This window comes from Cellulomonas sp. SLBN-39, from assembly GCF_006715865.1.
Lineage (GTDB): Bacteria > Actinomycetota > Actinomycetes > Actinomycetales > Cellulomonadaceae > Cellulomonas.
Genome location: NZ_VFOA01000001.1, coordinates 3,604,511 through 3,620,870, shown reverse-complemented (window position 1 = coordinate 3,620,870; position 16,360 = coordinate 3,604,511). Strand labels below are relative to the sequence as shown.

General features: G+C 75.7%; 13 protein-coding genes. 10 read left to right on the top strand and 3 right to left on the bottom strand.

The features are described 5' to 3' along the window. The first annotated feature begins 37 nt into the window (after positions 1–37). Genes pilM through FBY24_RS16495 form a run of 3 tightly spaced genes read left to right on the top strand, consistent with a single transcriptional unit; the run spans position 38 to position 2,653 of the window. Positions 38–1,096 carry a type IV pilus assembly protein PilM gene (pilM, locus tag FBY24_RS16505; protein ID WP_142162242.1) on the top strand — a complete coding sequence of 353 codons (1,059 nt, stop codon included), beginning with the start codon at positions 38–40 and terminating at the stop codon, positions 1,094–1,096. Beyond that, complete coding sequence (locus FBY24_RS16500; RefSeq protein WP_186343265.1) at positions 1,093–1,857, top strand: PilN domain-containing protein; 765 nt, start codon at positions 1,093–1,095, stop codon at positions 1,855–1,857. The genes pilM and FBY24_RS16500 overlap by 4 nt, the downstream gene beginning before the upstream one ends. Before the next feature lies 1 nt (position 1,858). Next, positions 1,859–2,653 (top strand): hypothetical protein, encoded by a 795-nt coding sequence (locus tag FBY24_RS16495; protein WP_142162240.1) that lies wholly within the window; start codon positions 1,859–1,861, stop codon positions 2,651–2,653. Positions 2,654–3,113: 460 nt separating this feature from the next. On the opposite strand, the gene FBY24_RS16490 is transcribed toward FBY24_RS16495, so the two are convergent. The 3 genes from FBY24_RS16490 to FBY24_RS16480 all read right to left on the bottom strand — a co-directional run bounded on the left by FBY24_RS16490 (position 3,114) and on the right by FBY24_RS16480 (position 9,584). Beyond that, positions 3,114–6,989 (bottom strand): fibronectin type III domain-containing protein, encoded by a 3,876-nt coding sequence (locus FBY24_RS16490; RefSeq protein ID WP_142162238.1) that lies wholly within the window; start codon positions 6,987–6,989, stop codon positions 3,114–3,116. A gap of 136 nt (positions 6,990–7,125) precedes the next feature. Further along, positions 7,126–8,124 (bottom strand): serine aminopeptidase domain-containing protein, encoded by a 999-nt coding sequence (locus FBY24_RS19065; protein WP_160158530.1) that lies wholly within the window; start codon positions 8,122–8,124, stop codon positions 7,126–7,128. Then, the gene (locus FBY24_RS16480) at positions 8,121–9,584 is read right to left on the bottom strand and encodes an MFS transporter (RefSeq protein ID WP_142162236.1); all 1,464 of its coding nucleotides are present in this window, start codon (positions 9,582–9,584) and stop codon (positions 8,121–8,123) included. The genes FBY24_RS19065 and FBY24_RS16480 overlap by 4 nt, the downstream gene beginning before the upstream one ends. Positions 9,585–9,712: 128 nt before the next feature. Between FBY24_RS16480 and aroC the strand changes: the two genes are divergently transcribed. The 7 genes from aroC (at position 9,713) to efp (ending at position 16,359) form a co-directional block, all read left to right on the top strand. Continuing rightward, on the top strand, positions 9,713–10,903 hold the full coding sequence (gene aroC / locus FBY24_RS16475; protein ID WP_142162235.1) for a chorismate synthase: 1,191 nt from the start codon (positions 9,713–9,715) through the stop codon (positions 10,901–10,903). Positions 10,904–11,027: 124 nt separating this feature from the next. Next, positions 11,028–12,602 carry a heme peroxidase family protein gene (locus FBY24_RS16470; protein WP_142162233.1) on the top strand — a complete coding sequence of 525 codons (1,575 nt, stop codon included), beginning with the start codon at positions 11,028–11,030 and terminating at the stop codon, positions 12,600–12,602. A 106-nt stretch (positions 12,603–12,708) separates the two neighbouring features. Then, positions 12,709–13,332: a shikimate kinase gene (locus FBY24_RS16465; protein WP_142162231.1), complete on the top strand. Its 624-nt coding sequence runs from the start codon at positions 12,709–12,711 to the stop codon at positions 13,330–13,332. After that, the gene (gene aroB, locus FBY24_RS16460) at positions 13,329–14,468 is read left to right on the top strand and encodes a 3-dehydroquinate synthase (protein WP_142162229.1); all 1,140 of its coding nucleotides are present in this window, start codon (positions 13,329–13,331) and stop codon (positions 14,466–14,468) included. The genes FBY24_RS16465 and aroB overlap by 4 nt, the downstream gene beginning before the upstream one ends. A 53-nt stretch (positions 14,469–14,521) precedes the next feature. Further along, a complete protein-coding gene (locus tag FBY24_RS16450; protein WP_142162227.1) occupies positions 14,522–15,172 on the top strand; it encodes a hypothetical protein in 651 nt (216 codons plus the stop codon). Between the two features lie 16 nt (positions 15,173–15,188). Further along, positions 15,189–15,620, top strand: coding sequence for a hypothetical protein (locus tag FBY24_RS16445; protein WP_142162225.1), 432 nt, complete (start codon positions 15,189–15,191; stop codon positions 15,618–15,620). 175 nt (positions 15,621–15,795) lie between these two features. Further along, positions 15,796–16,359 carry an elongation factor P gene (gene efp / locus FBY24_RS16440; protein ID WP_142162223.1) on the top strand — a complete coding sequence of 188 codons (564 nt, stop codon included), beginning with the start codon at positions 15,796–15,798 and terminating at the stop codon, positions 16,357–16,359. Position 16,360 lies beyond the last annotated feature (1 nt).

Genomic DNA, 16,360 nt, shown 5'->3' with positions numbered 1-16,360 from the left:
ATAGGGAACGTGCAAGCTCCTCGGAGAAAGGACCACCGTGGCCTCCACGAACGTCATCGGCCTCGACATCGGGACGAGCGCCGTCCGTGCCGTCGAGGTCGCCTTCGGCAAGGGCGGCCCGCGCGCGGGCGGCACGCTGCAGCGCGTCGGCGAGGTGGCCCTGCCACCCGGCGCCGTGCGCGACGGCGAGGTCAACGAGCCGGCGGTCGTCTCCGACGCCCTGCGCCGGCTCTGGGCCCAGGCCAAGTTCACCAGCAAGGACGTCGTGCTCGGCGTCGGCAACCAGCGCGTCGTCGTCCGCGACATCGAGCTGCCCTGGATGCCGCCGGCCGAGCTCAAGGCGTCCCTGCCCTACCAGGTGCAGGAGCTGCTGCCCGTCGCCTCGGGCGACGCCCTGCTGGACTTCCTGCCCGTCGACGAGGTCGACGGGCCCCGCGGCCGCATGGTCAAGGGCATGCTCGTCGCCGCCCAGCGCGACGTCGTCGTGGGCAACGTCCTGGCCGCGGAGGGTGCCGGGCTGCGCCCCAGCATGGTCGACCTCAACGCGTTCGCGCTCGTGCGGGCCCTGGCCCGCGGGGACCTCGCCGAGCGGACCGTCGCGTTCGTCGACGTCGGCGCCCGCATCACCAACGTCGTCGTCGCCAGCGCCGGGACGCCCCGCCTGGTCCGTCTGCTCGCGCAGGGCGGTCAGCACGTCACCGACGCGGTGGCCGCAGCCATGGCGCTGCCCCAGCCGGAGGCCGAGGGCCTCAAGCGGGACATCGGCGTCGGCTTCTCCGCCCCGCCGGAGTACGCACCGGCCGTCGAGGCCATCACCTCCTCGTGCCGCACCCTCGTCGAGGGCATCCGCAACACCCTCGTCTACTGGTCCTCCCAGCACCGCGAGACCCCCGTCGAGGCGCTCGTCGTCACCGGCGGCGGCGCGCACCTGCCCGGGCTCGGGCAGTACCTGTCGAGCTCGTCGCGGATCCCCGTGATGCTCGGCGACGCGTTCGCGGGCCTGAGGGTCGGCAAGACGATCGACCGTTCGACGCTCACCGGTGCCGAGTCGCTGCTCGCGCTCCCGGTCGGCCTGGCCCACGGAGTCGCGGCATGAGCACCGTCCTGGACCGCGGCAGGACCCGCGGCAAGCAGAAGACGACGGCCCCGGCGCCCGCGCGCACGGTCGTCCCGACGATGCCGCAGGTCAACCTGCTGCCCCCGGAGGTCCGCGCCGCCCGCTCGCTCGCGGTCGTCAAGCGCTGGCTGGGGATCTCCCTGCTCGCGGTCGTCGTGGTCGTCGGCCTGGCGTACGCGTTCGCCCAGCTGGTGCGCGCGCAGGCCGACAACGAGCTCGCCGACGCCGACGCGCAGACGATGCAGCTGCAGGCCGAGGAGCGCCAGTACGCCGAGGTGCCGCTCGTGCTGGGGCAGATCGCCGACATCGAGGAGGCCCGGCTGGTGGGCACCGCGACGGAGATCCCGTGGAAGCCGTACGTCGACGCGATCGCCGCGGTCCTGCCCGCCGACGTGAGCATCGACTCGCTGTCCGTGCAGGGCCCGTCGCCGTTCGCCGCGCCGACCGACCCGCTCGACCCGCTGCAGGGCGCGAGCATCGGCTCCATCTCCTTCGAGATGCGCAGCAAGACCGTGCCGAACACGTCCGACATGCTCGACGCCTTCGCGGGCGTGCCCGGCCTGGCGGACCCGTGGGTGTCGTCGGTGACGGCGTCCGAGGAGGAGGGCTCGACGTTCTACGCCGTGTCGGCGACCGTCCAGCTGACCGAGAGCACGCTCTCGGGCCGGTTCGAGGACGTCCCGGACGAGGCGACGGACGAGGACGCGGCCGACGCGGCCGCCACCGAGGGGGAGGGCTGACATGGGACGCTCGAAGTCGTCCACGTGGATCGGCGGCGCCGTCGTCGTCGCGCTGCTGGTCGTGACCGCCGCCTGGTTCCTCCTGATCGGGCCCGTGCTGACCGCGGCCGCCCAGACGCGCGAGCAGGCCGAGGGCGTGCGCGCCACGAACGACGTGATGCGGGACCGCATCGCGGTGCTCAGCGCGCAGTTCGAGGAGATCGAGACGTACCGGTCCGAGCTCCAGGAGCTGCGGGTCTCGGTGCCCGCGACCGCCGACGTCGCCGACTACCTGCGCGACGTGCAGCGGGCGGCCGAGGCCCGGGGCCTGACGGTCACCAGCGTCGTGCCGGGCACGCCCGAGGAGTTCCTGCCGTACGCGGCCCAGGCCGCCCAGGCGGCGGCCGCGGCCGCGGCGGCCGAGGCAGCCACGGAGGAGGGCTCCACGGACGCGGCGGCCCCGGCCGACGTCGCACCGGCGGCCGTCGACACCGGGGTGCCGGCCGGCATGGTGGACGTCCCCGTCCAGCTCACGGTCGTCGGCCCGTACGCCCAGGTCGTGGCGTTCATCGACACGTTGCAGCACGGCACGGACCGGCTGCTGCTCGTCACGTCGTTCACGGGGACCGGCCAGGACGACGCGGAGGCGTCGGGCGGCAAGCCCGCCACCTCGGTCGGCGACCTGGAGGCGACGATCTCCGGGTACCTGTACGTGCTGCCCGAGGACGGTGCCGCGACGCCGACCGACGAGGAGGCCGAGGAGCCGGCGCTGCCCGGTGCGGTCGACGGCAAGAACCCGATCGTTCCCGTGGGCTGACCGCCCGCGCAGCACCAGCACCGACCGCCGGGGGCGGGCCGCGGCAGCGGCCCGCCCCCGGCGTCGTCGTGCCCGGCGCCCGGTGCCGGGGGAGCCGGGCGCGCCGGCGGCCCGGAAGGTCGGCAGCCGGGGCCCGGGCGAGGTCGGGCCGGGAGAGGCGTCGCACGGGGACGCACGGTCCGTGCGTGCCGGGCACCCGCGTCGGGTCGGTCGTGGACGGGCGTCGCCCGCCGCGGCTCGGCGCCCCGACGGGATCCGGGCCGCGGCGTCCTGCCTCCGCACGGCTCGGGCTGCGCACCCGCGGTTCTGTTCGGGGGGCCGTGCCCGCCCGCCCGTCGCCCAGACCCGGGCACCGGCGCTGCGCATCCTGCCGCGCGGACGCCGCCGGGGGACGCAGAGGGCCCGGGCGGGGGCGACCACCAGGTCGTCCCCGCCCGGGCCCTCGGGCCGGGCGTGCGGGTCAGCGCCGTACGGCGGCGACCGTCGAGCTGACGGGGCTGTTGCCCAGCGTGCTGGTGGCGTACACGCGGAAGTAGTACGTGCGGCCCTTGCTGCCGCCGGTCCACGTCGCCGAGGTGCTCGACGCGGTGCGCTTGGACATCGTGGTCCAGGTCGTGCGGTTCGAGGAGTACTGCACGACGTATCCGGTGATCGTCGCGCCGTTGGTCGTCGGCCGGGCCCACGTGACGGTCGTCCTGCCCGTGGTGCTCGCCGCCCGCACGGATCTCGGGGCGGAGGGCTTCGTGGCGGGCGTGACCCGCACCGCGGTGCTGGTGGTGCCGGTGCCGATCGCGTTCTTGGCCGCCACGCGCACCTCGTAGAGCGTGCCGTTGGTCATGCCCGTCACGGTCGCGGACCGCGCGGTCGCCGTGAGGGTGGCCTTCGTGGCCCACGTGGACCAGGTCTTCGTCGTCGCGGAGTACGCGCGGGTCTGGACCACGTAGCCGGTGACGGCGCTGCCGCCGTTCTTGCTGGCCGGCACCCCCGCCCACGTGACCTTGGCCGACCGGTCGCCGCGAGTGGCGGTGACCGACGTCGGGGCGGCGGGCGTGGCGACGACCGAGCTGGTGACGGACGCGGCGGCACCGGTGCCGATGGCGTTCACGGCCTGGACCTGGACCTCGTAGGTCGCCAGCGGCGTCAGTCCCGTCAACGTCGTCGACGTCGTGGTGACTCTCCGTGCCGACCAGCTCCCGCTCCCGACGCGCCAGCGCACGGTGTACGACGTGACGGGGGAGCCGCCGTCGCTCGACGGGGCCGACCAGGACATCGCCAGGGAGGACGCACCCTGCGTGGCTCGCAGCGAGCGCACGACGCCGGGGACCGTCGCGGTCGCCGCGGTCTTGACGGGCGACCAGGCGCTCGTCCCGACGGAGTTCCACGCGCGGACCCGGAACCCGTAGGTGGTCGAGTGCTCGAGCCCGGCCACGGTCGTCGACAGCACCCCGGGGCTGACGTCGACGGCGGGTCCCCACGCGTCGACCTGGCCCGTGGTGCCCGCGACGCCGTACTGCACGGTGTACCGGGGCGCCTCGGCGGAGCCGCGCTTCGACGGTGTCACGGACAGGTCCGGCCACGTCAGCGCGACCGACGTCCCCGTCGCCTTCGCGCTGGTCAGCGTGGCGCCCGACGGGGCCGTCGTGACCGTGAAGGTGCGCACGGGGCTGGTGCCGAGGGTCAGGCGGGTCGCGCCGGAGGCGAGCTCGCCGTAGGCGACGACCTGCCAGGAGTACGTCTGCCCGTAGACGAGGGCACCGGTGGGGACGTGCGCGGTGGCGACGGTCTCGGTCGCCGCGGACGTCGCCGTCAGACCGGCCGACGTGGTCGCGACCCGCACGGAGTAGCGCGACGCCCCGGGGACGGCCTCCCACCGCAGCGCGGTGCTCGCGCCCGCGAGCACCGCCCCCGTCGCGGTGGTCAGCGCCGGCACGCCCGCAGCGACCGTGAACGTCGGTGCGGGGCTCTGCGTGGCGGAGCGGTTCGCGTTCGTGTCGAGGGACTCGACCTGCCACGCGTAGGTGCCGGGGGCGAGGTCGGGGACGACGACCTCCCGCTCGCGCAGGGTCCCCGTGGCGGGGACGACCTTGACGGTGCCCGGTGTCGCCGTGCTCCAGTACCGCACGACGTACCGGGCGGCGGCTGCCCCGGCGTCCCAGGACAGCCGGACCGACCCGGACGCCGGGGCGGCGGTCAGACCGTCGGGCGCGGGCGTCGCGACGGTGAACGCCAGCGGGGTCGAGCGCGTGCCGGGGTTGCCGTTGGCGTCGAGCGCGGCGACGGTCGCGGTGTAGGACCCGGGGCCGAGCGGCTTGCGGGACGTGGGCGTCGCCGAGGGGACGTGCGCGACGAAGAACGGGTGCTCGACCTTCTGGGTGCCCACGGTCGTCCCGCTGCTGCTGACGACCGTGACCTGGTAGCCGCGGGACCCGCCGTCGAGGGGCGCGGACGCCGACTGCGGCCGCCACGACAGCACGACGGTGCCGTCGGCGGTGGTCCGCACGGGCGTCGCGACGTCGAAGTCGACCGGGGTCGACGTCTTGCGCCACGTCGCGACGGGGGACCAGGGCTGCGGCTCGGGGAAGGTGTACGTCGACCAGCCGTCGTCGAACACGATGCCGCGCACGCGCCAGTAGTAGGCGTCGGACGTCGAGTCGCCGAACACGCCGGTCGGCCGGAGCCGCGTCGACGGGGTGTAGAGCGTCGCGACGTGCGTGGTCATGCTGACGTCGGTGTACACCTCGACCTCGTAGGCGTTGACGCCGTCCATCGGCTCCCACGCCATCACGGGCGCCGGCGGGGCGGTCGCCTGGGTGGCCCATTCGGCCTCCCACGCGGCGACGTCGACGTCCACCGACCCGGCGGTCGACGTCCGGGGCGCGGTCACGCGCAGGTAGCGCGGCCCGACGACGTCGTCGGACCACTGCGACACGAGCGTGCCGACGGGGTTCGCGGCGTTGAGCGCCGTGGTCTGCTCGCCCGCGTAGTCGACGGCCTGCACGCGCCACCGGTAGTCGACGCCCGCACGGACCCGGCGGTCGGCGGACGAGCTCCACAAGCAGGTCGAGGAGGCCTTGAGCCGGTCGGGGTCGGTGCGGCCGCTGCCGACCCGGCCGACCACGGTCACCGAGGTGCTCGCCGTGCGGCACGTCAGCACCGGGGCCCCGTCGAGCGCGTACAGCTCGACGGCGTAGAGCGTCGCCCGGGCGACGGGCTCCCACGCCAGCTCGAGGTCGGACAGGCTGACCTCCTCGGGGGCGCCGACGTCGGCGCTGCCCGTCAGGGGCACCGGGTAGGCCTTGGCGACGCCCGTCGCGGACGCCTCGCTGGTCGCGTTCCACTGCTTGGTGAACGCGACGACCTCGGACGGGGCACCGGGCACACCGGCGATGTCGAGGGCGGTGACCTGCCAGTAGTACCCGGTGTCGGGCAGCGTGCCCGTCGGCACGTACGCCGTGGCGGTGGTCGTCACGTCGACGACGTCGGCGACGACCACGCCGCCGGGCGCGGACTTGCCCACGACCAGGCGGTACGCGGACGCACCGTCGACCGGGGACCACTCGAACAGCAGGTCGGAGTGCAGGCGCCCGCCGAGGGGGCGCAGCGGCGTCGGCGCCGACCGTTCGGCGGACCACGTCACCTGGAAGGAGCGGGCCACGCCCCACGGGCCGGGCCGGGTCGTGGTGCCGGACGCCGGCGCGAAGTTCGCACGGACCCGCCACGACCACGTGATGGGCGCACCGCCGGCCTCGCGCGCCAGGGGCGCCGACGGTGTGAACGCGGTCGCGGTGGTCGTGGTGCTCGTCGTCAGGCTCCCGGCCGGGAACGTGCCGTCCGAGGAGTGCTCCAGGGTGTACGACACCGCACCGGGCACGGGCTCCCACCGGAAGGTCGCCGGCTCGGGGTACCGGACCTCGGCGCCGTCGGCGGGGGCGACCGGCACGGGCGTCGCGAGCGCGGGGCGCTCGAGCGTCTGCCAGTCCGACCACGCGCCGCGGCCCGTCGTCCCGGTCGGCCCCGACTGGGCGGCCACGCGCCAGTACAGGGCCGCGCCGTCGGCCGTCGCCGTGGCGGTCGTCGGCACCCACGCCGGGACCGCGGTCGTGCCCTGCGCCACGACGCCCGACGCGGCGTCCGACGGCTCGACGGCGACCTGCACGGCGTAGCCGCCGGCGCCGTCCACGGGCGGCCAGGTCAGCAGCGGTGCGCCGTCGACGTCCTCCACCGTCCCGACCTCCGGCGGGGCGAGATCGGCGAGCGCGGGTGCGGCGCCGCCCACGACGAGCGCCGTCGACACGAACGACGCGGTGAGCAGGGCGAGGGTGCGACGCAGCCGCACGGGTGCCTCCAGAGTGATGACGAGACCGGTCCGCGTCGGTCATCGGCACGCGATCCGCGCGAGGTGAGACGAACCGCCCCGGTGCTTGCCACGGTCACCCGGTCGGCCGCACGTCAGCGGGCGTGCGCGCGGGCCCTCAGCCGCGGACGACCCCGTCGCGCACGGCCGCCCGGTCTAGCACCTCGACGACGTGCGCCAGGTACTCCTCGCGCGGCCCCCGCGCCGACAGCAGCAGGTCGTGCACGCCGCCCTCGACCGCGTGCACGTGCACGCGCTCGCCCAGCCCGGGGGCGCGCCGGGCGATGGCCCGCACGTCGAGCACGGTGTCGGTGCGGTCCAGGTCCGGGTGGCCCGGTCGGTCCGGGCCCGACCGGGCGGAGTGCAGCACGTGGACGTCGCACGCGATCTGCAGGCCGACCGCCACGCGACGCTGCCCGGCGAGGACGGCCCGCAGCCACGCGGCCCGCACGGGTACCCCCTCGGGGCGCTTGAGCGTGGTGTCGAACGCCCACCGCCCGCCCGCGTCCACGTGCTGGGCCGCCGCGTAGTGCGACGGCCCCTGCGCGAGGACCAGCTCCGGCCGGACGCGTCCGAGCCGGGCGACGAGCGCGTCCCCCAGGGGGCGCGGCAGCGGCGTGCCCCCGTCGAGCCACGGGCTGTCCAGCACGAGCGCGTCCGGTCCTCCGCCCGCGCGGGCGGCGTGCGTCCACAGGGCCGCGACCAGGCCACCCGTGGAGTGCGCGTGCACCACCACGGGCAGCCCCGGGCGCTCGGCCCGTGCGTGCGCGACGGCCAGCGCCAGGTCGGACGCCTGCTCGCGCAGGTCGTGCTGCAGGTGCGGCACGTCCCCGGGGCGCAGCGACCGCCCCGCGCGGCGCGCGTCGACGGCCAGCAGGTCCCACCCGGCCCCGTGCGCGGCGTCGGCGAGGTGCACCTGGAAGAAGTAGTCGTTGTAGCCGTGCAGGTGCACCAGGGTCCCGTGCACGCGGTCCGGCGCGACGGCCGGGCGCACCAGCGTCACCACCGGGTCGGGTGCGGTGGGCACCGTCCGGTGCGTCGGCGCCGGCGGGGCGGGCGGGGCGGGCAGGGTGCGCTGCACGAAGCCGGGCAGCACGTCCGGGGTCCAGGCCGTCACGGCTGCGTGGTCCCGCCGGGGGAGACGGGCCCTGCGGAGGCGGTTCCCGCGGGCACGGCACCCCGGGCCGCGGCTCCGCCGGCGGCGCTCGCGGGCAGGCGCACCGCCAGCAGCAGCCCGAGGCCGGTGGCCAGGACCGCGACGATGCCGAGGACGCCCCAGTGCTGGGCGCCGCCGAGAGTCACGGCCACGGAGAACGCGGCGGGGGCGAGGAAGCTGGCCGCGCGCCCGCTCGTGGCGTAGAGGCCGAACAGCTCGGCCTCGCGGGCGGGCGGGGCGAGCCGGGCGAGCAGGGTGCGCGACGACGACTGCGCCGGGCCGACGCCGGCGGTCAGCAGCAGGCCGCAGACCCAGAAGGCGGTCTGCCCGCGGTCGTGCAGCACGAGCAGGGCCGTCCCGGCGACGACGAGCACGACGAGCGAGACGAGGACGACCCGGCGGGGACCGGCCCGGTCGTCGAACCAGCCGGCGACGAGCGTGCTGACTCCGGCGACGACGTTGGCGGCGACGGCGAACACGAGCACCTGGGCGGCGTCGAACCCGAACGTGCCCTGGGCCAGCACGGCGCCGAAGGTGAAGACGCCGGCCAGACCGTCGCGGTAGACGGCGCTGGCGGCCAGGAACCACACGGTGGCGCGCCGGGTGCGCCACAGGGCCCGCACGTCGCGCCCGACCTGGCGGTAGGCCTCGAGGAGCGTGCGGCGGGTCGGGGCGGCGGCGAGGTCGGCGGCGGCGAGCTCGGGCGGGGCGACCAGGGTCGACCGCGGTCGGCGCAGGAGCGCCGGCAGGGAGAACACGGCCGTCCACGCCGCGGCCAGCAGCACGGTCGCGCGGATGTCGGCGCCGTCCTCGGAGGTGACGCCGAACCAGCCCACCTCGGGTGCGATGAGCCCGGTGTAGACGGCGAGCAGGAGCACGATCCCACCGAGGTACCCCGCGCCCCAGCCGAGGCCGGAGACGCGCCCGACGGTGCCGGGCGTGGAGACCTCCAGGAGCTGGGCGTTGTACGCGACGGACGCGATCTCGAACGCCACGGTGCCCAGGGCGAGCAGCCCGATGCCGAGCAGCACCTGCCGGCCGGGGTCGGGCGTGCCCGGGTCGACGAGCGCCATGGCCGCGGTGAGGGAGACGACGACCGCGGTGGCCACCGCGAGCTGGCGGCGCCGGCGTCCGGGGGTGTCGGCGAGCGCGCCGAGGGCGGGGGCGAGCACGGCCACGACGACGCCGGCGGCGGTCATGCCCCAGCCGAGCCACGCCGTGTGCCGTGCGACGGCGGTCACGGGGTCCTCGCCCGGGGCGACGAAGGCCTCGGAGGTGAGCCACACGGTGAACACGAAGGTGGTGACGACCGCGTTGAACGCGGCCGAGCCCCAGTCCCAGGAGGCCCAGGAGGCCACGTCGCGGGGGCGGGGCGGGGCGGTCGTGCCACCGGGGCGGGCGGCGGGCGCGTCGGGGCTCACGCCCGGACCCTAGGGCCGGGCGGTGTCCGGGTCGAGACCGCCGCGCGGACGGTGGGTGAACGCCGACCCCGCGCCCACGTCGCGGATGCCCGCCCGGGCCACCGGTGCGCTCGTGGCAGGATCGGCCCATGCTGCGTTGGTTGACCTCGGGCGAGTCGCACGGTCCTGCGCTCGTCGGCATCCTCGACGGCCTGCCCGCCGGTGTGCAGGTGCGCACGGCGGACGTGCAGGAGGCGCTCGCGCGCCGGCGCCTGGGGTACGGGCGCGGTGCGCGGATGAAGTTCGAGCAGGACGAGGTGCGCCTGCTCGCGGGCGTGCGGCACGGCCTGACCCAGGGCGGCCCGCTCGCGATCGAGGTCGCGAACACCGAGTGGCCCAAGTGGGTCGAGGTGATGTCCGCCGACCCGGTCGAGGACCCGGCGGTCCTGACCCGGGCGCGCAACGCCCCGCTGACGCGCCCGCGGCCGGGCCACGCGGACCTGGTGGGCATGCGCAAGTACGGCTTCGACGACGCCCGCCCGGTGCTGGAGCGGGCGAGCGCCCGCGAGACCGCCACGCGGGTGGCGCTGGGCACCGTGGCGGCGCGCTTCCTCGAGCAGGCCGCCGGGGTGCGGCTGGTCTCGCACGTGGTGGGCATCGGGCCGGTGCAGGTGCCCGACGACGCCACGGCGCCGACGCCCGACGACGTCGCCGCGCTCGACGCGGACCCGGTGCGCTGCTTCCACGGGCCGACGTCGGCGGCGATGGTCGCCGAGATCGACGCGTGCCACAAGGACGGCGACACCCTCGGCGGCGTCGTCGAGGTGCTGGTGCACGGGCTGCCGTCGGGCGTCGGGACGTACGTGCAGGCGGACGGCCGGCTCGACGCGCGCCTGGCCGCGGCGCTCATGGGCATCCAGGCGATCAAGGGCGTCGAGGTCGGCGACGGCTTCCGCACGGCCACCCGCCGCGGCTCGCGGGCGCACGACGAGATCGAGCGTGACGCCGACGGGCGGATCGTGCGGCGCACGAACCGGGCGGGCGGCATCGAGGGGGGCATGTCGAACGGCGAGGTCGTGCGGGTGCGCGCGGCGATGAAGCCGATCTCGACGGTCCCGCGCGCGCTGGACACGGTCGACACGTCGACGGGCGAGGCGGCCAAGGCCCAGCACCAGCGCTCCGACGTGTGCGCGGTGCCGCCCGCGGCGGTGGTCGCCGAGGCGATGGTCGCGCTGGTCGTGGCGCAGACGCTGCTGGAGAAGACCGGCGGCGACTCGGTCGACGAGGTCCGGCGCAACCTCGACGCGTACCTGGCGGCGGTCCCCGAGCTCCAGCGCTGACCGACCCGACGGTGATCTGGATGTGATCCAGATCACAGTCGGATGTATCCGGTGCCCCCTCCACCCGCTCCTCGCTCCTGGAGCCGCTGCGTCCGCAGCGACCCGTCAGGATCGGGGGGGAGTCATGTCGAAGCAGGCGCACGACGGCGGCGGGGTGCACAACGCGCCACGTCCGACCGAGCAGCTCGCGGCGGTGACCACCGCGTCGCACGGGCTGACCTACGCGGGCCGGCCCGCGCGCGGGCACGGGTACGAGACCCGGGGCCTGCAGTACCTGCCGCTGTCGCGGCTGCACGAGGGGCGGTTCGGCCGGATGTTCCGGCTGCCGCCCTACGTGCCGTCGGACACCGAGATCCAGCGCGTGGCCGACCTCATGCAGGAGGGCCCGGCCGGGGGCGACCCCGCGCTGAACAGCACGACGATCCCGTCGGGCTACACCTACCTCGGCCAGTTCATCGACCACGACCTGACGTTCGACCCCGTCTCCAGCCTGACGCGGGAGAACGACCCGGACGCGCTGACGAACTTCCGCACCCCACGGTTCGACCTGGACAGCCTCTACGGGTCCGGGCCGGCCGACGAGCCGTTCATGTACGACCAGGACTCCCTCGTCGCCGGGGCCGCCAAGCTCCTGGTCGGCACCAACGGCCGCGACGACGACCTGCCGCGCAACGCCCAGGGCATCGCGCTGACCGGGGACCCGCGCAACGACGAGAACACCTTCGTCAGCCAGCTGCAGCTGACGATGCTCAAGTTCCACAACGCCGTCATGGACCTCGTCCTGGACGACCCGCACCTCGCGCACGGCTCGGAGACGCCCTTCGAGACCGCCCAGCGGATCGTGCGCTGGCACTACCAGTGGGTCGTCGTGCACGACTTCCTGCGCCGCACGATCGGCGCCGACATGCTCGCCGAGCTGCTGCCCGCGCGCGACGGCGCCCCCTACCCGGCGCTGCGGCACTACACCCCCAAGACCTCCCCGTACATGCCCGTGGAGTTCTCCGTCGCCGCCTACCGGTTCGGGCACTCCCAGATCCGCGGCCGGTACCGCCTCAACACCCTGGTCGGCGCACCGCGCGACGGAGCCCCTCCCGGGCTGCCGACCTTCACCGCACCGTCCGTGCACGCCGACCCCCTCGGGCACTTCGGCGGCTTCCGACCGCTGCCGCAGCTCTGGACCATCGAGTGGGCCCGGTTCTTCGAGGTCGACGGCGCCGGTGCCGACCAGCGCCAGCCCGCCCGCAGGATCGACACGCTGCTGGCCAACCCGCTGGCCCAGCTCCCGCCCGAGATCGCCCGCGACATGCCCAGCCTCGCGCAGCGCAACCTCACCCGCGGGGCCCGGCTGCTGCTCCCGTCCGGCCAGGCCGTCGCCGCCCGCATGTGCGCGCGCGTCCTCACCGACGACGAGCTCGGCCTCGGCGGCGCCCCGGCACCCCTGTGGTACTACGTCCTGCGCGAGGCCCAGGTCCAGGCCGACGGCGAGCACCTCGGCCAGGTCGGCGGCCGGATCGTCGGCGAGGTCTTCCTCGGCCTCCTGGCCGCCGACCCGTCCTCCTGGCTGCGCAACGACCCCACCTGGCGTCCCTTCCTCGGCACCGGGGACGACTTCACGATGCCCGACCTGATCGCCTTCACCGGCCACGGCCTCGGCGTCACCGACCTCACCCCGCCCGACCTCACCGACCCGCAGGCCTGACGTCGGGCGGGGACCACGGCCCGGCACCGCCGGGACCCTCCACCGGTCGGCGCCCGCGGGTGGACCCCCACCCGCGGACGCCGACCGCGGCGTTACGCTGCCGTCCGTGCCCCGCCCGACGACGCCCCCGCGCCCCCGCATCGTCCTGGTCGGCCCGCCGGGCGCCGGCAAGAGCACCGTCGCCGCCGCCCTCGCCGAGCGCTGGCACCTGCAGGTCCGCGACACCGACGCCGACGTCGAGGCGCTCGCGGGCCGGTCGGTGGCCGACATCTTCGTCGAGGAGGGCGAGCCGGCCTTCCGCGACCTGGAGCGGGCGGCGGTCCTCGCCGCGCTCGACGGGCACGACGGGGTCCTCGCGCTGGGCGGCGGCGCCGTGCTGGACGCCGGCACGCAGGACGCCCTGGCCCGCTACGTGCGCGCCGGCGGGGTCGTCGTCTACCTCGAGGTCTCGCTCGCGCACGCCGCGCCCCGCGTCGGCCTCAACCAGGCCCGACCCCTGCTGCTCGGGAACCCCCGCGCCCGGTGGCAGCAGCTCATGGACGCCCGGCGCCCGGTCTACGAGGCGGTGTCCTCGCTCGTGGTCGGCACCGACGGGCGTCGGCCGCAGGAGGTCGCCGAGGCGATCGAGGAGGCCCTCGCGCAGCGGCGCGCGGCCGAGCAGCAGCCCACCGAGCAGCAGCCCACCGAGCAGCACCCCGCCGATCAGCAGCCCCTCGAGGAGGACGCGTGAGCACCACCGGCCCGACGTCGCACGACGCGGTCACGGTCCGGGTCGACGGCGAGCAGCCGTACGACGTCGTCATCGGCCGGCACCTGCTCGGCCACCTGCCGGGGATGCTCGGGGAACGGGTGCGCCGCGTTCTCGTCGTGCACCCGGCGGCGCTCGCCACGACCGCCGAGACCGTCCGCGAGGACCTGGTCGCCGAGGGGTACGAGGCGTTCCTGGCCCAGGTGCCCGACGCCGAGGAGGCCAAGACCGCGCAGGTCGCGGCCTTCCTGTGGGGCGTCCTCGGGCAGGCGGACTTCACGCGCTCCGACGCGATCGTGTCGGTGGGCGGGGGCGCGACCACGGACCTGGCCGGGTTCGTGGCCGCCACCTGGCTGCGCGGCATCCGCGTGGTGCACGTGCCCACCACCGTGCTGGCCATGGTCGACGCGGCCGTCGGCGGAAAGACCGGCATCAACACCACCGAGGGCAAGAACCTCGTCGGTGCGTTCCACCCGCCGGCGGGCGTGCTGTGCGACGTGGCGGCGCTCGGGTCGATGCAGCGGCACGACTTCGTCGCCGGGCTCGCCGAGGTCGTCAAGGCCGGGTTCATCGCCGACCCCCGGATCCTCGAGCTGGTCGAGGCGCACACCGACCTGCTGACGGACCCGCCGGCCGCGGCGGGATCGCCGGTGCTGGCCGAGCTCCTCGAGCGCGCCGTGCGCGTCAAGGCCCGGGTCGTGGGGGAGGACCTGCGCGAGGCCGGGCTGCGCGAGATCCTCAACTACGGGCACACCTTCGGGCACGCCGTCGAGCTGGTCGAGCGGTACCGGTGGCGGCACGGCGCGGCGGTCTCGGTCGGCATGGTGTTCGTCGCCGAGCTCGCGCGGCTGGCGGGGCGGCTCGACGACGACGTGGTCGCCCGGCACCGGTCGGTGCTCACGTCCCTGGGCCTGCCGGTGACGTACCGGGGCGACCGGTGGGAGCAGCTGCTCACCGCGATGCGGCGGGACAAGAAGACCCGGGGCGACCTGCTGCGGTTCGTGGTCCTCGACGGCCTGGGCCGTCCGTCGCGGCTCGAGGGTCCCGACCCGACGCTGCTCGCGGCGGCCTACGCGGAGATCAGCGTGGCGGCGGGGCCCGCGCCGACGTTCGTGTGACCGATCAAGCCTCTGGGCTTGTGCGTCCATGAACAAGGTGCTGCACTTGTGCCATGTTCGTCGTCGACCTCGACCAGCGCGGCAGCAGACGCGGCACCGACCAGGTCCCCGCCCTGCTCGACCGTCTGCGTGCCGTGCCCGCCCTGCGCGGGTTCGAGCGCACCGTCGGTGACGAGGTCCAGGGCGTCCTCGACGACGCCGACGACGTCGTCCGGCTCGTGCTGGGCGTGCTGCGCGCCGGCGGCTGGTCGGTGGGCGTCGGCGCCGGACCCGTCGACGAGCCGCTGCCGGCGTCGCCGCGCGCGGGCTCCGGCGCCGCCTTCGTCCTCGCCCGCGAGGCCGTCGAGGCCGCGAAGTCCCGGGCCCGCCCGGTCAGCCTCGCCGTGCGGGGCGCCGAGCCGGGGGCTGCGGCCGACGCCGAGGCGCTCCTGACCCTCCTCGCCGCCGTCCGTGCCCGCCGGACCCCGGCCGGGTGGGCGGTCGTCGACGCGCTCGACGGCCTGCCCGACGGCACGGCGCCCGACGCGCCCGCCGTCCTCGCCCGGCCGCGCCCGTCCGTCGCCGCCCCCGTGCAGGAGGACCTCGCGCAGACCTTCGGGATCAGCCAGCAGGCCGTCAGCCAGCGGCTGCGCGCCGCGCTGCGCGCCGAGGAGGTCGCCCTGCACCCCCTCGCGGCGCGCCTGTTGACGCAGGCCGCCGGCTGACGGGAGGGTCGGGGCCGTGCACCCGGCGCTGCAGGTCCTCGTCTGGTCGGCAGCACTCGTCGTGTCCGCGGGCGGGGGATGGCTGGCCGTGCTCCTCGTGCTGCGGCTCGCGTCCCGGTCGACCGACGCCGGGCGGGGACGCTCGCGCACGCGCGGACCGGTGCTGCTCGAGCCCCTCGCGCAGAGCGACGGTCCCGAGGGCGAGGGCGCGCAGCTCGTCCTGCGCGGCGGCACGTGGATCGGCCTGCTGGAGCGGCTGCTCGTCACCGGCGCGCTGCTGGCCGGGCAGCCCGAGGGCGTCGCGGTGGTCGTGGCGGTCAAGGGCCTGGGGCGCTACCCGGAGCTGCGGGAGAACCCCGGCGCGTCCGAGCGCTTCGTCATCGGCACGCTCGCGTCGCTGGCGTGGTCGGCGGGCGTCGGGCTCGTGGGGCACGCCCTGCTCACCTGAGCGGGCCGGCCCCCGCGGTGCGTGGGCGCCGGGACGGGTGCCCCGGACGGGCCCGCACCGTGCGCCGCGCTAGGATGGTCGACGGCCTGCGGCCGTTCACCCGCCCGCCCGGCACGACGTGCCGGCGCCGAGGCCCGACCACCGCACCCGATCCGTGACTTGGAGAACGACGCCCGTGGCGACCACCAACGACCTCAAGAACGGCACCGTGCTGCGCATCGACGGCCAGCTGTGGACCGTCGTGGAGTTCCAGCACGTCAAGCCCGGCAAGGGCGGCGCCTTCGTGCGCACCAAGCTCAAGAACGTCCTGTCCGGCAAGGTCGTCGACAAGACGTTCAACGCCGGCATCAAGGTCGAGACGGCCAACGTCGACAAGCGCGACATGCAGTACCTGTACAAGGACGGCACGGACTACGTGTTCATGGACACGGACACGTTCGACCAGCTCAACGTGCCCGAGGCCACGGTCGGCGACGTCGCCAACTTCCTGCTCGAGAACCAGAACGCGCTCGTCGCCACCAACGACGGCGTCCCGCTGTACGTCGAGCTCCCCCCGTCGGTCGTCCTCGAGCTGACGTACACCGAGCCGGGCCTGCAGGGCGACCGCTCGACCGGCGGCACCAAGCCGGCCACGCTCGAGACGGGCTACGAGATCCAGGTGCCGCTGTTCCTCGAGGCCGGTACCAAGGTCAAGGTGGACACCCGTGACGGCAGCTACCTGGGCCGTGTGAACGACTGAC

Excerpts from the sequence above, each read along its gene's own strand:
- FBY24_RS16495 (WP_142162240.1), top strand. The coding sequence starts at position 1,859 with ATGGGACGCTCGAAGTCGTCCACGTGGATCGGCGGCGCCGTCGTCGTC.
- FBY24_RS16500 (WP_186343265.1), top strand. The coding sequence starts at position 1,093 with ATGAGCACCGTCCTGGACCGCGGCAGGACCCGCGGCAAGCAGAAGACG.
- FBY24_RS16470 (WP_142162233.1), top strand. The coding sequence starts at position 11,028 with ATGTCGAAGCAGGCGCACGACGGCGGCGGGGTGCACAACGCGCCACGT.
- FBY24_RS16450 (WP_142162227.1), top strand. The coding sequence starts at position 14,522 with ATGTTCGTCGTCGACCTCGACCAGCGCGGCAGCAGACGCGGCACCGAC.
- aroC (WP_142162235.1), top strand. The coding sequence starts at position 9,713 with ATGCTGCGTTGGTTGACCTCGGGCGAGTCGCACGGTCCTGCGCTCGTC.